At 65.4% G+C, this 14,475-nt stretch carries 17 protein-coding genes; 3 read left to right on the forward strand and 14 right to left on the reverse strand.

Going from position 1 to position 14,475, the window contains the following annotated elements; translation table 11 throughout:
- Positions 1 to 3: 3 nt before the first annotated feature.
- The 7 genes from HOY44_RS05955 to HOY44_RS05985 form a co-directional block, all read right to left on the reverse strand.
- Entirely contained in the window at positions 4 to 384 is a 381-nt protein-coding gene (locus HOY44_RS05955) for a DUF3307 domain-containing protein (protein WP_287433627.1), read from the reverse strand.
- Positions 381 to 2,558 (reverse strand): cyclic nucleotide-binding domain-containing protein, encoded by a 2,178-nt coding sequence (locus HOY44_RS05960; protein WP_287433629.1) that lies wholly within the window; start codon positions 2,556 to 2,558, stop codon positions 381 to 383. The genes HOY44_RS05955 and HOY44_RS05960 overlap by 4 nt, the downstream gene beginning before the upstream one ends.
- The gene (locus HOY44_RS05965) at positions 2,548 to 3,264 is read right to left on the reverse strand and encodes a Crp/Fnr family transcriptional regulator (RefSeq protein ID WP_287433630.1); all 717 of its coding nucleotides are present in this window, start codon (positions 3,262 to 3,264) and stop codon (positions 2,548 to 2,550) included. Before HOY44_RS05965 ends, HOY44_RS05960 begins: the two co-directional genes overlap by 11 nt.
- 322 nt (positions 3,265 to 3,586) lie before the next feature.
- Entirely contained in the window at positions 3,587 to 4,678 is a 1,092-nt protein-coding gene (locus HOY44_RS05970) for a Zn-dependent alcohol dehydrogenase (protein ID WP_287433631.1), read from the reverse strand.
- 78 nt (positions 4,679 to 4,756) lie between these two features.
- The gene (locus tag HOY44_RS05975) at positions 4,757 to 5,470 is read right to left on the reverse strand and encodes an alpha/beta fold hydrolase (protein ID WP_287433632.1); all 714 of its coding nucleotides are present in this window, start codon (positions 5,468 to 5,470) and stop codon (positions 4,757 to 4,759) included.
- On the reverse strand, positions 5,470 to 6,264 hold the full coding sequence (gene pcaD, locus HOY44_RS05980) for a 3-oxoadipate enol-lactonase (protein ID WP_287433633.1): 795 nt from the start codon (positions 6,262 to 6,264) through the stop codon (positions 5,470 to 5,472). Before pcaD ends, HOY44_RS05975 begins: the two co-directional genes overlap by 1 nt.
- Before the next feature lie 77 nt (positions 6,265 to 6,341).
- A complete protein-coding gene (locus HOY44_RS05985) occupies positions 6,342 to 6,767 on the reverse strand; it encodes a hypothetical protein (protein ID WP_287433635.1) in 426 nt (141 codons plus the stop codon).
- Positions 6,768 to 6,840: 73 nt separating this feature from the next.
- Here HOY44_RS05985 and HOY44_RS05990 point away from each other — a divergent pair, with 73 nt between their 5' ends.
- Positions 6,841 to 7,527 (forward strand): NAD-dependent deacylase, encoded by a 687-nt coding sequence (locus tag HOY44_RS05990; protein WP_287433637.1) that lies wholly within the window; start codon positions 6,841 to 6,843, stop codon positions 7,525 to 7,527.
- Here the strand turns inward: HOY44_RS05990 and HOY44_RS05995 are convergent.
- Together HOY44_RS05995 and HOY44_RS06000 are read right to left on the reverse strand one after the other, a co-directional pair.
- Positions 7,524 to 8,003: a copper chaperone PCu(A)C gene (locus HOY44_RS05995; RefSeq protein ID WP_287433639.1), complete on the reverse strand. Its 480-nt coding sequence runs from the start codon at positions 8,001 to 8,003 to the stop codon at positions 7,524 to 7,526. The two genes, HOY44_RS05990 and HOY44_RS05995, sit on opposite strands and share 4 nt — an antisense overlap.
- Positions 8,004 to 8,037: 34 nt before the next feature.
- Positions 8,038 to 8,376 carry a hypothetical protein gene (locus HOY44_RS06000; RefSeq protein ID WP_287433642.1) on the reverse strand — a complete coding sequence of 113 codons (339 nt, stop codon included), beginning with the start codon at positions 8,374 to 8,376 and terminating at the stop codon, positions 8,038 to 8,040.
- A 119-nt stretch (positions 8,377 to 8,495) separates the two neighbouring features.
- Here HOY44_RS06000 and HOY44_RS06005 point away from each other — a divergent pair, with 119 nt between their 5' ends.
- Entirely contained in the window at positions 8,496 to 9,509 is a 1,014-nt protein-coding gene (locus HOY44_RS06005; protein ID WP_287433644.1) for a class I SAM-dependent methyltransferase, read from the forward strand.
- Between the two features lie 212 nt (positions 9,510 to 9,721).
- Here the strand turns inward: HOY44_RS06005 and rpmB are convergent, their stop codons facing one another.
- The 5 genes from rpmB to HOY44_RS06030 all read right to left on the reverse strand — a co-directional run bounded on the left by rpmB (position 9,722) and on the right by HOY44_RS06030 (position 13,014).
- Positions 9,722 to 10,009, reverse strand: coding sequence for a 50S ribosomal protein L28 (gene rpmB / locus HOY44_RS06010; RefSeq protein WP_008334140.1), 288 nt, complete (start codon positions 10,007 to 10,009; stop codon positions 9,722 to 9,724).
- A gap of 214 nt (positions 10,010 to 10,223) precedes the next feature.
- Positions 10,224 to 11,195 carry a DNA topoisomerase IB gene (locus tag HOY44_RS06015; protein ID WP_287433646.1) on the reverse strand — a complete coding sequence of 324 codons (972 nt, stop codon included), beginning with the start codon at positions 11,193 to 11,195 and terminating at the stop codon, positions 10,224 to 10,226.
- Position 11,196: 1 nt separating this feature from the next.
- Complete coding sequence (locus HOY44_RS06020) at positions 11,197 to 11,409, reverse strand: hypervirulence associated TUDOR domain-containing protein (protein WP_008334131.1); 213 nt, start codon at positions 11,407 to 11,409, stop codon at positions 11,197 to 11,199.
- A gap of 57 nt (positions 11,410 to 11,466) precedes the next feature.
- Positions 11,467 to 12,219, reverse strand: a complete 753-nt coding sequence (locus HOY44_RS06025) for an alpha/beta hydrolase (RefSeq protein WP_008334130.1) — start codon at positions 12,217 to 12,219, stop codon at positions 11,467 to 11,469.
- A 147-nt stretch (positions 12,220 to 12,366) separates the two neighbouring features.
- Positions 12,367 to 13,014, reverse strand: coding sequence for a DUF1236 domain-containing protein (locus HOY44_RS06030; RefSeq protein ID WP_040885162.1), 648 nt, complete (start codon positions 13,012 to 13,014; stop codon positions 12,367 to 12,369).
- Positions 13,015 to 13,256: 242 nt separating this feature from the next.
- Here HOY44_RS06030 and HOY44_RS06035 point away from each other — a divergent pair, with 242 nt between their 5' ends.
- A complete protein-coding gene (locus HOY44_RS06035; protein ID WP_287433648.1) occupies positions 13,257 to 14,474 on the forward strand; it encodes an MFS transporter in 1,218 nt (405 codons plus the stop codon).
- The last annotated feature ends 1 nt before the right edge of the window (position 14,475 follow it).

Raw genomic sequence — 14,475 nt, forward strand, 5'->3', positions numbered from 1 at the left:
GTGTCAGCCAAACCACAAGAGCGCGGCGACGACTCCGACGAGCGTCACCTGATGGCAGAACTGGTCTATGCCGTGAAACACCCAGTATTCGCGCTTCTTCGGGTCCGGCTTGCGCACCCGCGTGATCCGGTCCTTGGCGAAGTCGATGTGATAGTGGATCGCGAATTCCAGAAGGCCGAGGATCAGGATCGGCCACAGCGCGAAGCCGGTCACGCCCAGCACGATCACGGTCAAGAGCGCATGAAGACCCGCATGCGCCAGCCCGCCGGGATGGCCGTAATTGCCCTTGTTCGCGATCATCCAGCCGTTCTGCCAGACATAGTCCGCCAGCAGATGCTTGAACTGCAAGAGCAGCAGGATGAGCAGAACGAAAGCCGGTGTCATGATGCCCTTTGCCCCAGTATCTTGTTCGTGCGGTCGAGTTTTTCCGCCAGCCCCGCCGCCATGGCCTTGTGCCAATGGGCCGCCAGTGTCGGAGCCGTGTCCTGCAACTCCCGCACCTTTTTCTCGCTCAGACGGTAAACGACCGAATCCACGTCGGCAATGACATCGGCCGTGCGCGGGATGCCCGCATAGGCCGCGATCTCGCCCACGATGGCGCCGGGCCTTTGTTTCAGAACCCGGATGCTGTGGCCGTCCGAGGTGCGGATCGACACTGAAAGCGCCCCGCTTTCCAACAGGTAGACATCGCCCGACGTCTCGCCCTGCGTGACGATCCGCGTGCCTTCGGCAACCACCTCGCGCTCCATCTGGGCGAACAGGCGCTCCGCCGCCCCGGCGTCGCCCAGCAACGAGACGAGCGACGACAAAGCGTCATCTTGCGCGTCGGCGGGCTTCATCCGGGCGATCAGCGCATCCTCGGCCGCCTCGAGCGCCATATCGGTGGTCTTGGCGAACGACAGGTTGCTGTCGGGGCCGATCACGCCGCTGCGCGTCACCTCGCGCACCGTGTCGGCGTTCAGTTCCGCCAGAACGACCTTCACGCCACGGCTCTGGGCAAGGATGTCCAGCTTTTCGAGCGCGGCCATGGAGGAGGCATCCATACGGCTGACCCGGCTGCAATCGAGGATCACGGTCGTCAGATCCACCTGACTGTCCATCAGGTCGCGGACACGGGAAATCAGCCGTTCGATGGAGCCGAAGAACAGGAACCCCTGCAAGGCGACGACCCCGACCTCGTGGCCGTGTTTCTTGAGATACTTCGCCTGTTTGCGCCCGCGATCCACGGTGGAGCGCGTCACGGTCAGGTCGGACACGGCGCGCACCACCGGAAGACGGGCATATGAGATCACGAAGATCACCGACGCCGCGGTCAGGCCCAGAACGACGGCGGCGGGCATCCCGATCGTGACCGAGGCGAGGACGATCGCCCCGGCCAGCAGCCACTCGGCAAGCGAATGCTGGGCGCGCGTGCCCAGCCACCAACGGTTGAAGATCGACACGCCGAAAAAGACCAGCAGCCCGGCGGTCAGGAAGGGCGGCACGAAGGCGAGGATCGGACGCGCGAACACCATGCCGAGGGCGAGAACCGCAATGGTGACGGCACCCGTCACGCGCCCCTGCCCGCCCAGCAAAAGCGCGGCGGTGGTGTTGGAGGAGCTGAGGAAATTCACCGTGCTTCCAAGCAGACCCGTCGCGATGTTGATCGCACCTTCGCGCTTGAGCTCGCGCACGGTGTTCATGTCGCGACGCAGGACCAGTTCGACCCCGGTGATGTTGAGCATCGCGGAAAACAGGCTGACGATGACGGCGGCGACGATGACGGGCGCGGCGTCGAGAATGAGGTCGAAGCGCACCGCGCGGATCATGTCGGGGTGCAGGTCGAGCGGCACGCGGGACGGGTCGATGGCAGGCAACAGCCCGACGCCCCGCGCCTCGTCGATGCCGATGCCCAGCACGCTCAACGCAATGTAGAACCCCGCGAGCACGGTGAACAGCGCCCCCACCAGCCCGTAGTTCGGCCATATACGGATCGCGAGGAAGAAGATCGCGGCGGTCACGAGCGTGAGCGCGACGAGCCATGCCTCGGCGGGCGAAATCGGTCCGGTCACGCCCGACATGCACAGGTCGGGCGGGCAGACCATGCGCAGCGCCGACACGATCAGAAGCGCCCCGGTCGCAGCCAGATAGCCGGATGAAACCGGGAACGGGATAAGCTGGACATACCGGCTCCACCCCATCGTCGCGATCACGAGCATGGCGATCCCGGCGAGAACGGCGGTCACCCCGAGAAGGGTGAAAACCGTGACGATCCTCGCCTCGTCGGGCATGTCGAACGCGCCGACCATCACGACCGCAGGCAGCAGGATCGCGACGGTTGTATTCTGCACGTTCGAGAACGCGGGCCCGACGAAGTAACGGTTGAGCAGAAGCGTTCCGGTCCCGACGATCCCGCTTAGAAGAAACAGGACGATGGACAGCGGCGCACCGGCCACCAGACTGCCGGTGAACACAAGGCTCGCCAGCGCGACGCAACGGCCCAGATTGTCGAAACCCATGACGACACCGGCGAGTGCGCGTCTTGGTAGCGGCACCCTGCCTTGAACGTCAGTCGACATGGTCCGGGGTTCTGGCCGGCGCAGACAGCTTGCGGTTCGCTTCGATCAGCTTTTCCTTGGTCGAGCGCGCCAGATGAACGGACAGGCTCGACGCGAAATCCGCATCGCTTTCGGCCAGAGACCGCAGCGTGGTGCCCGAAACGGTGAAGATGCGCGACGGCTCGGCGACCGTGACCGTGGCCGAGGCGGGCGCCGCTTCCATCACGTTCATCTCGCCCACGAAACCGCGCTTGATCTCGGCGATCTCGGCCCCGCCCGATTTCACCGCTGCCGACCCGTGCAGCATGAAGTGCAGATGCGTCACGCATTCGCCCTCGGCCGTCAGGATCGTGCCCGGCTCGGCATTCACCCAGACACCCCGATTGAGCAGATTGCGTGCGGTCGGCTTCGACATCCGGGGCAGCCCGTAGGCGATGAGCGTCTGCTCTTCCTCGGAAAAGTTGAGCCGGGAGTTCTGAAGGTAGATACGCACGATGCCGAAGACCGAAATCGCCGCCCAGCCGATCTGAAGCGCAGCCGCGGGCCAGTTGAAGGCGTCCGCGAGACCGGCGAGGACCAGAAGGCTCGCGACCAGATTCAAAGCCGGATAGACGTAGCCGTTTCCGCGAATGGCCCCGAAGGCGAGCATGGCGTAGGCGCCGACGTAGAGCACGACACCCAGAAATCCTACAAGCGCCAAAGGGGTGAGTGTGTCAAACGCGATCATCGCAAACGTGCCTAACGTGATTTTCGGGCGAACCAAAGTCTATTTGTCTCATCCCCCTGTTTTATCGTGCCTTTCCCGGTCGGCAAGATTCGTCTGGCCTCGAAAGTCGATTTCGCCCGCACCCCTATTATGTGCGCGACGCTGATCGCGGCTGCATCGGCGCGGTTTGCGGGCGGTGCGTCCCGCAGGCATTCATCGTGTCTTTTACCACCGGAGGGATGCGCCGTCGCATGGAGGGGCAGCCCCGGGAGCGGTCGGGAACAGCGCACAATCTCGCTTGGCACAGCGTCACCCTGAAAGAAGAGCAGCGCCGGAACAGACCTTACTTCAGCACGATCACATTGCGCTTGGCGCTGCCCGACTTGGTGCTCGCGATCGCCTCGTTGATCTGGTCGAGCGAAAAGCGGTTCGAGATCAACTCGTCCAGTTTCAGCCGCCCCTGCTCATACAGATCGACCATCCACGGGATGTCGCGGCGGATCACGGTGTCGCCCATCATCGTGCCCTGAATGCCCTGGCTGGCGTTGCCCATGCCGAGCGGCGAATACTTCGCCTTCTCGGTCGCGTGCGGCAGCCCGACCATGATGACCTCGCCGCCCGGGGCGAGGTAGCGGGGCGCAACATCATAGACCGGCGCGACACCCACGGTGACGAAGACCGCGTCCGCCCCACGTCCGCCCGTCAATTTTTTGACCGCAGACCACGGCTTTTCCTCGGTGCCGAGAACGCCATGTGTCGCGCCGAACTCCTTGGCCATGGCGAGCTTGTCCTCGGTCATGTCGACCGCGATGATCCGCGCCGCGCCCGCGATCCGGGCGCCCTGAATGGCGTTGAGACCCACGCCGCCCGCGCCGATCACCACCACGTTCTGTCCGGGGCGCACCTTCGCCACGTTGACCACGGACCCAAGCCCCGTGATGACCCCGCAGGCCAGTAGGGCCGCGCTGTCCATCGGCACGCTGTCGGGGATCTTGGCCGCCTGTGACGCCAGAACGACGACCTTTTCCGCGAACGCCCCGGTTTCCAGCCCCTGATAGATCGGATCGCCCGAAGCGGTCTTGAGCGGCCCTTCGGTAAGCGAGTCATACGGCGTTTCGCAGGTCACAGGTCGCGCGGTCTGGCACGATGGGCAATGGCCGCAGGCGCGGATGAGCGTGACGACGACCGTGTCGCCCTCGGCCAAACCGCGCACGTTCGCCCCGACCCGTGTGACCTTCCCCGATGCTTCATGGCCGTAGACGGCCGGGACCGGACCGCCGAACCCGCCTTCGGCAAAGGAAATGTCGGACTGGCAGATCGCGACCGCGTGAACCTCGACCTCGATCTCGTCGGCTTCGGGGGGGCGGATGGTGATCTCCTCGATCACGAGCGGCTTGCCGTGTTCGCGGCAGACCGCGGCCTTGATGTTGTCCATGCTGCCCTCCCGAAAATGAAACGCCGTTTCGCAAATGCTTTTGATCCGGTTCGCCCGGCAAGGCAAGTGCGAACTGACTTACGTGGCGTTCGCGATCCGGTCGAGGATGTCGGCCAAGGCTCCGGGGGCCGAAAAGAACGGGGAATGCCCGGTGGCGAGGTCGAAGGTCTCGTCCGCGCTGAACCCGGCCGCCATCTGTTTCTGATGGGCGAGCGGTATGGCGCGATCCTCGGTGCAGAAGATATAGCGCCGCGGCACGGCGTCAGAGGCCCCGGTCAGAGTGGCGGGCACGGTCTGGGTCGAAAGCGGCTGCCACCCGATATGCGCCATCGCGTAGTCATAGGTGCCATCGGGACAGTCGCCGTAGAGCGCGCGGGTCAGGAATTCCGGCTTGAACCGAAAGCTCTTCTTGTCGGGCGCCATGTCGAACGCGCCTTTCATCGGCTGCTCGGGCGCCTCGCCCAGCATGTCGACAAGGCTCTTGCCCGGCTGCGGCACATAGGCGGTCAGAAAGACGAGGCCCGCCACGTTGGTCGGATCGCGTTCGGCGGCCTGCGTGATCGCGTAGCCGCCCGCCGAATGGCCGACGAGGATGGTCGGACCGTCGAGCGCGGCGAGGATCTTGTCGGCATACCCATCCAGCGTGACATCCGCGATGGGAGTCTTGTCAGCACCATGCGACGGCAGGTCGAGCGCGGTGGCTGTGTGCCCAAGCGCCTCGAGTTCCGGCACCACGTCGCGCCAGCACCAAGCCCCGTGGTTCGAGCCATGAACAAGCAGAAAATGCGCCATCAGATATGTCCTATCTCGGTGAGGAATGTGGTGAGCACTCGGGCGTATTCGTCCGGGTTGTCGACGCAGGGCAGATGCCCGGACCCGCGTATGAGGTGGAATCTGGACCCCGCGACCAGTTCGGTCGTCTCGCGCACCAGATCGGGCGGCGTAGACCCGTCCTCGGACCCGGCAATCCCAAGTGTCGGCAGTTTGAGCCGCGCGGTGGACTCGTAAAGATCGCTTTCGCCGATGGCGGCGGCGCAGCCCGCGTAACCTTCGAGCGGCTGGCGCACCATCATGTTGCGGAAAGCCTCGACCGTGTCCGGGTCGCTGTCGCGGAACTTCCGGGCGAACCACCGCTCCATCGTCGCGTCCGCCAGCGCCTCGACCCCGTCTCGACGGACCGTCGCCACCCGCTCCTCCCACATCGCCGTGGTGCCGATCTTGGCGGCCGTGTTCGACAGCACCATCGCGCGGATCAGGTCGAGCCGTTCGGCCGCCAGCCCCTGCGCGATGAAACCGCCGATGGACAGGCCCACGACCACCACGTCGCGCACCTCCAGATGGTCGAGCAACCGCCCGGCATCCTGCACGAGGTCACCCATGAAATAAGGACCGTCCGGCGCGGTCGTCAGCCCGTGACCCCGCTTGTCGTAGCGGATCAGGCGCAGATGGTCCGGCAGCCGCGCGACCACCCGATCCCAAAGCCGGAAATCCGTGCCCAGCGAATTGGCGAACAACACGGTCGGGCCGTCCTTGGGCCCCCTGTCGTCATAGTGGACGCGGATATCCGCGAGCCTTGCGATCTGCATGAATCCTCCTCGCTCCGAACGTCGCGGCCCGGCACGGAAATTGAAAGGTCACGCCCCGTCGGGGCCGGGACAAGGGATTAGCGGAGCACGCGCTTTCGCGCCATCGCGCGGGCGTAGAACCACAACAGAAGCGCCACGATAATGATCGCAGCCGTAAAGGCCATCGACCCCGGCCCCATCATGTCGACCAGCGCGTTGCCCATGCTGGTGAGCGAGTGGAGCGTATTGCCCAACAGCCCGATCAGCGACAGGACGAAGGCCAGTTGCGCGAAACCGGACCGCAGAAGCAAAAGGATCGACCCGATCACAGCGCCCCAGACGCCCAGCGCCCAGAAGATCTCGGCCCAGAGCGGGAAGGCGGAATACCACGCGCGCTGTTCCTCGGTCATCATGCCCATGTAGCTGTCCGCCGCGAAATGAGCCATCACCCAGTCATAGGCGCCGCCCGCGTTCCACAAAAGCGACAGCACGCCCACGACCCACAAATGCCACGGTGCTTTCATCGGATATCCCTCCCCGTTTTGTCACGATCCTTGCTGGTGGACTGCGCCCGGTCAAGCGGCCTAGTCTCGCCCCATGACGATCCTCATCCTCACAGGCGCGGGTATTTCGGCGGAAAGCGGTCTTGGCACGTTTCGCGACATGGACGGGCTCTGGACGAAGTACGACCTGAACGAAGTCGCGACGCCCGAAGGGTTCGCGCGCAATCCGAAACGCGTCCAGACGTTCTACAACGCCCGCCGCGCCAACTGCCGGGGGGCCGCGCCGAATGCGGCGCATGTCGCGCTCGGCCAACTCGTCTCGGCGCGCGAAGACGTCATCCTCGTCACCCAGAACGTCGACGACCTGCATGAGCGCGGCGGCGCGACCCGGGTGATCCACATGCACGGCGAATTGGCGCGCGCCCTGTGTGCGGCCTGCGACCATCGGTGGGACGCGCCGGACGAGATGTCGGTCGACGATCCCTGCCCCGCCTGTGGGACCAAGGCAACGCGGCCCGACGTGGTCTGGTTCGGTGAAATGCCCTACCACATGGAACGGATCTACGACGCGATGGCCGAGGTGGACCTGTTCGTCGCCATCGGCACATCGGGCAACGTCTATCCGGCGGCAGGCTTCGTCACCGAGGCGAAACAGAACGGCGCCGCGACGCTCGAACTCAATCTCGAACCCACGGACGCGCGCGGCCTGTTCGACGCCGGGCGCTATGGCCCGGCATCGCAGGTGGTGCCCCTATGGGTCGACGAGGTGCTGGGGCGCTAGTTCGACCCCATGGATCCGTGGTTCATGCCGCCCATGTTCGGCTGCCGCTCGAGGTCGACGGGGATGTCCACCTCGATCTCTCCGGCTTTCTCGAACACGAGGGTGACCGTGACGGTGGCGTCCTGTTCCATCGGTGCTTTCAGCCCCATGAACATGACGTGGTCGCTGCCGCGCTGAAGCACGTGGCTGGACCCGGCCGCGACCGGGAAACCGTCTTCCACCTGCCGCATCTGCATGACGCCGCCTTCACCCTCGATATGGGTGTGAAGCTCGACCTTGGCGGCGATGTCCGAACGCGCGTCGATCAGGCGGTCGTCCTCGTTGCCGGTGTTCTCGATGACGAAGAACGCGGCCCCCGCCATGGCAGAGGCGCCGGCGGCACGGGCATAGGCGTCGGTGATGGTGATCTCGCTGCCGGCAGTGGCGGGCAGAGCGAAGGTGGCGGCGGTCAGCGCGCCAAGAAGGATGCGTTTCATTGCTGTCTCCTGAAAGGGTGTCTAAGGTTTGGGTTCAGACCGCCGCAGGAGGCCCCCGTGCCGAGGGGCTGAGTTCATCGCGCGACAGGCGCCCTTCCGGCTCGACCGGGGCGACCGTCGCGACCAGCCGTGCCAACGGCGTGGGCATGTCCGGCACGGCGAAGACGGCGCCGAAGATCGTGTGACCTTCCGGACAGACCTCGACCTTTTCGACCGGCTCGCCGTCCGGCCCGATGGTGATCGTGGTCACGTTCACGCCGGAACAGATGACGATGTCCGTGCCGTGTACCGCCGGCACGCCCTTGGCCCCGGCGAGAACCACGCCGGAAAACGCAATGAGCGTGCTTAGAACTATGGCAACGAGCCGTTTCATCGCCTGTCGAGGTAGCGCGGGCGAAAGCGGGCGGCAAGTCCCATGACGTCGCAGGTATCGGGTTGGTCTTGGGCCGGAACCGGCCTAGGCTGCCCCTACACCAACATGAGGGGAGACAGATGGCCGGCCTGACCGAAGCCGAAGACATTTCAGATATCGCGTTCGCCTACATGGGGTCCAAGGCCCTGTTCGCCGCGATCAAGTTCGACATCTTCACGACGCTCGCCGCGGGTCCGTTGGACGCGGGCACGCTGGCCCAACGGGTCGGATTGCCGACCGAGCGGTGCCGCACGCTCATGACCGCGCTCACCAGCCTCGACCTGACGACGGTCGACGATGACGGCACCTTCGCCAATTCCCCCGCCGCCGCCGCCTTTCTGGTGAAAGGGGCGAAATACGACTTCTCCGACTACCTCGAACGGCAGGTGGGTCAGCAGATGTATCCGTTGATGGACCAGATCGACGATGCCCTGTCCGGCGACATGGCCGAGGATGCGACCGACAGCTACGACAAGTGGTTCTCCGACCCCGAAGAGGCGCGGCTCTATTCCGAAAGCCAGCACGCCGGATCCCTGGGCCCGGCGCGCGGCCTCGCCAAGCGCGTCGACCTGTCCGGGGTCCGCACCCTGCTCGACTTGGGCGGCGGCACGGGGGCCTTCGCGATCACGCTGTGCAAGGCGAACCCCGACCTCACGGCGACGGTCATCGACTTCCCCAACGTCGCCGCCCTGGGCGAAGCCTATGTGGCCGACGCGGGGCTGTCGGACCGTGTGACCTACCGCCACGGCAACGCGCTTGAGGGCGACTGGCCCGATGGGCAGGACGCGATCCTCATGTCCTACCTGTTTTCGGGCGTGCCCGATCACGCGCACGAGGGTCTGATCGCAAAGGCCTTCGCCCACCTCGCGCCGGGCGGGCGCCTGCTGATCCATGACTTCGTGGTCGACGCCGACCTGTCGGGGCCGAAAAACACCGCGCTCTGGCAACTCCAGCACACGGCCTTCACGCCCGAGGCCCGCTCGCTCGACGACGACTGGCTCGCGAAAGCGATCGAAACCGCCGGGTTCACGGATGTCGCCGTCGGCCCCCTCATCCCGGGCATGACGAAACTCGCACAGGGCACCCGCCCCTGATCTTCTTCGTTTCCGAAAACCTCGGAGGGGTGGAGGGCGTTTTCGCGAAAACGCACTCGGGGGAGGCTGGCCTCCCCCATCGCGACGACTCGCGGAACGCGAGGCGGCGCAAACCCTGCGCGCGCCTTGGCGCGCACCTTTCGGCAGCACCCACAAAGAAAAACGGCCCCGCCGCTCTGGCAGGGCCGTTTCCAAAATCCGTCAGGAAGCGATCAGGCGCTGGCCTGAGCCTTCGCGATCTCTTTCTTGACCTTCAGCGCCTTCGCCGACAGTTCCGCGTCCTTGGCTTTGGCAAGGAACTTGTCCAGACCACCGCGGTGGTCGACGGTCCGCAGGGCCGAGGCCGAGATGCGGAACTTGATCGGGCGACCGAGGGTCTCGGAGACCAGCGACACGTCGTTCAGGTTCGGCAGAAACCGACGCTTGGTCTTGTTGTTGGCGTGGCTGACATTGTTGCCCGTTGCGGGGCCTTTGCCAGTCAGTTCGCAGACGCGCGACATGGGTTCATCCTCATCTATCGGGCAGTTTCCGGGGCGTTTTCGCCGTTTTCCAGACTTGCCAGTCAATACAAACGGGCGCCGCACGCGCAGCGCCCTGAATTCCGTCCGCGGGCTTTAGGCGGTTTTTCCGGGTGCGTCAAGTGAGTCGCCTCCCGAAAAACAGGGGTTTGTCGCCATATCCCCGCTGGCCGACGCGCCAACCGGGCAGGCCCTATCACTGGCGATCCAGAAACGCGAGCAACGCCCCCTCGCCCGCCACCAGTCCCGGCAGTCGGTCGGGTTTCGGCAGCTTGGGTCGTTCCACCCCCGCAAGCTCGATGACTGCCGGGTGGATATAGCTCTTGCGCGCGATCGCGGGTGTATTCTGAAGCCTGTCCGCCGCAGCATCGCACAAGGCCTTGATCGTATGCCCCTCACCGTCAAGCACGGTGCGGAACGCGGCAAGGGTGCCGGTCCAGGTGCGAAAGACCTTGGCGGTGACACCGTCCCTTCCGGCAGCTTCGGCGAGATAGGCGTTCAGCCCCTGCGACGTGACCCCATGCGGCGTGCCGTCGTCATCGACCCAGGTGATCAGTTCCGCGCCGGGAAGATCGCGCGCCTGTGCCAGCGCCTTCATCAACCGCTTGTCGGTGACCCGGCGTCTGGCCCGCTTGCCACCCTTCGCGGTGAAGGCGATCTGCATCTCGCCGTCCTTCAGCCGCAGGTGGCGCCGGGTCAGGGTCACCGCGCCGTAAGAGCCGTTCTCTTCGGCATAAGTCGGGTTGCCGACCCGCAGCGCCAGCTTGTCGATCAGCGCCAGCGTGGCGGCCAGCGCGAATTCCCGCTCCCCCGGCTCTTCGTTCAGGTCGCGCGCCACCCGGCGCCGGATCGTCGGCAGAAGCCGCCCGAACGCGGCGAGTTCGCTGTACTTGGTCTGCGACCGCGCCTCGGACCAGTCCGGGTGATACCGATATTGCTTTCGCGCACGGGCGTCATATCCGGTGGCGAGAAGATGTCCGTTGTCCTTCGGGGTCATCCAGACACGCTCATAGGCCGGCGGGATCGCCATGGCTTCCAGCCGGGCGCGTTCGGGCCCGCGCGCGATGGTCGTGCCATCCGCTCCTTTGTAGGTAAAGCCCCGCCCGTGCCGCATCCGGGTGATGCCCGGGCGATTGTCAGGGTAGTAGATCAGGCCCGCAGGAACCATGTCACGCCGACTTCACTTCGGAAGCGAGCTTGAGCACTTCGTCTCCGTCGTCCTGCTTGATGACCAGCGCCGGGTTGTCGTCGGACCCGTCCCGCGTGATCTTGGACCCCTTGATCTTGCGGGTGACCTTCTGGGTATAGCGTTTGCGCACCGTGCCTTTGGCGGTCCCGTTGCCCCAGGGCCATTTCACCGTGTCGCCGACCGTAATGCTCATCTCAAGCCTCCTTCCGGGTGCCGTATGAACGCGGCAGCGGAAGGCCGGGTTCCGATGTCAGGCGGCGACGGCCCCCATGTGAGGCCACCAGACGGTCGGGTCGGCGAAATCGACACCGTCGCGGGCGGCGAGCGTTGTGGTGACGATTTCGCCGCCCTCTCCGGTCGACAGATCGAGGATCTGCGACTTGAACTGGTCGATGGCAGCGGAGCGGTCCGAACCGCGCAGGCGCAGGAAGTGGATGCGCTGGCCGACGTAATCGGCCGCGTGGGTCATCGGTTCCAGCATCTGACGGAACACGCCAGCACGGGTGTCGGCAGCGCCCGTCATCTTGTCGAACCCGTCGAGCGGACAGGTCCAGTCGGGCGAGGCGCCCACCACGGTCACGTCCTTGACCCGGCTGACCATGCGCGCGGCCCCCAGCGCCACATCGCCCCCAAGGCCGAAGCCCGAGAGCGAAAGCGGCAGGTCGCCGAAACGGCGGCGCGCCCATGTCGCGACGGTCGGGATGTCGAGGATGGTTTCGCCGAGAAGCGTCCAGAGCACACGGGTGTAATCGTTCGCCACCTCGGCTTCGAGCGAATGGCCATCCCGGCGTGCGCCGTGACGTTGCAGGTCCAGCGTCACCGCGATCAGACCCTGCCGATTGAAAAGCTCGAGCAGACCCGTGGTCTCTTCCTTGCGCTGTCCGAAGTCGGGGATGTGGATCACGATGCCGGTGGGGTCACCTTCAGGCAGGGTCCAGAGCAGCGGAATATCGTCCAGACGGGCCTCGTGATACGGGCGGAGGTAATGGATACTGGCGGTCATGTCACTGTCCTTTCGGTTACCCCGACAACGCAACTAAGCCTATATTGTTCCCAATCAATGAACGGACACATCATATGGACGTGATGAGCGGCTCACCGCCGTTCTGGCGGGAGCCGCTCAAAGGGTCGTCCGAACCTGTTCAGGTCGTTAGCGCACGACGCGCACGATCTGACGGCTCTCGTTGTCGACGATCACGGTGTCGCCGTTCACGTTGAGGTAGGAATACTGGTACTCCGGAACCTCGTAGGTCTGCACTTCCTGCGGAACGGTCACGCCGACCACCGGCTCGCCTTCGAGGATCACCGGCTGGACCGGGTTCGCCTGCACGTAGGTCACGACCTCCTGCTCGAGCGAGGCCGCCGTGCCGCCGGTCGCGGAACCGACGATGCCGCCGATAACGGCGCCGACCGGGCCGCCCAGCGTCGCGCCGACCGCAGCACCCGCCGCGCCGGTCACGAAGGCCGCTTCGCCCGCGTTGTTGTCTTCTTCATACTCGATGACGGTGACGTTCTGCATCTCGGCGACCGGGGTCTCTTCAACCGTCAGGTAGGGCGAATAGGCCCAGCCGGTCGTGCCTTCGAACGTCACTTCGCACCAGCCACCGCCGGGCACGCAGCCGTTCAGGTCGACCATGCCTTCGGCGGGGATCACGTCGACGATGGAATAGTTCGGGCCGGGGCCGACGCGCATGTTCAGGTCGGTCGCAGCCGAGGCGGTCCCTTCGGCGGCATAGGCCGCGCCGGCACCAAGGGTCAGGGCCGCAGCGGACCCAAGCAGCAGAGTTTTCTTAAACATCTCATTCTCCTTCTCTTTTCGGGCGTGATCGCCCTTGAGCGTGGTGCGACAACGGCTCGGACCCGCGATACGTTCCAACGCATCCGGGACATTCGGCGGAGGTTTGCTTGTGGGCCGTCGGAACCGCCCGGATTCCACGGGAAACGACCCGCGACCGCGCGCGGAAACTTGCCTGCCGACCCCCACATGGCTGTCAGGCGCAAATGCTTGCACAAGGCACAGGTTTGGCGTCTAACCGCCCCATGACCGACATTCCCGACATCCCGGAGGCAAGCGAACGCGCCCTGTCCTATCCGCAGTTCCGGCGGTTCTATGTGGGCGCGGTGTCGGGCACGAACGGTGGATGGGTCAGTCGCATCCTGATGTCATGGCTTGCGTGGGATCTGACCCATTCCGCGACCTTCGTGGGCGTGATCGCGGCGACCACGCTCCTTCCCGTCGCGATCTTCGGCCCGTTCTTCGGCGCGGTCATCGACCGCATGTCCACGCGGCTCGCCTTCCGGCGCGTGGCCTTCGCGATGATGGGGGCGCCCGCGCTTCTGATAACCCTGATGCTGCTCGACGTCCTGACCGCCCCGGCGCTCTTCTTCGTCTCGCTGACCTTCGGCACCGTCATGTCGTGCTACCACCCGGTGCGCCAGTCGCTGGGACCGCGCCTTGTGGAGCGGCCCGCGATCGGGTCGGTGGTCGCGCTCTCGGCGTTGAACTTCAACATCGGGCGGCTCCTCGCCCCGGCGCTCGGCGGGATGCTGATCGCCGAATTCGGCACGTTGCCGGCCGCGTGCCTCGCGCTGGTCATGACGATCCCGAACGTGGTGATCGCGCCGACGCTGATCCCGCGCGAAGGCGATCATTCCGGGCATGGCCGGATGATCGACGATCTGAGCGAAGGATTCCGCGTCGTCTGGCAACGCTGGCCGATCCGGCGGTCGATCCTACTCGCCGTCGCTTCGCTCGGCATTCTGCGCGGCTTTCCCGAGATCATGGCGGTTCTGGCGGATGGCGTCTTCGAACGCGGCGCCGCCGGGCTGGGGCTGCTGACCTCGTGCGTCGGTGGCGGCGCTTTGATCGCGGCGGTCTTTCAGGTCGTCGCGGGAAACCGGCTGGTGCGGCACCGCCTCTTGCGGTTCGCTCTGATCTGGGTCGGCTTCGCGGGTATCCTCGGCACCGCCTTCGCGCCGAGCTTCAACTGGGCGCTCCCGCCAGCCGCGGCGATCGGATTCGCGTCGACCTATGTCGGCGTATCTTTGCAGATCGGCGTGCAGGCGCGGCTCGAGGATGAACTGCGCGGCCGCGTCATGTCGATCTGGATGCTGGCCAACACCGGCTCGACCGCGGCGCTCGCCTTTCTGCTGTCCGCCTTCACCGAATGGCAATCCATCGGCTTTGCCGTGGTCACGTTGCTGACGCTGTGCGCGGTCGCGACCCTCGCAATCTGGATGCGCCCGGTCGGCGACTGAC

Source organism: Maritimibacter sp. (assembly GCF_016774595.1).
In the GTDB taxonomy this organism is placed as follows: Bacteria; Pseudomonadota; Alphaproteobacteria; order Rhodobacterales; family Rhodobacteraceae; genus Maritimibacter; species Maritimibacter alkaliphilus.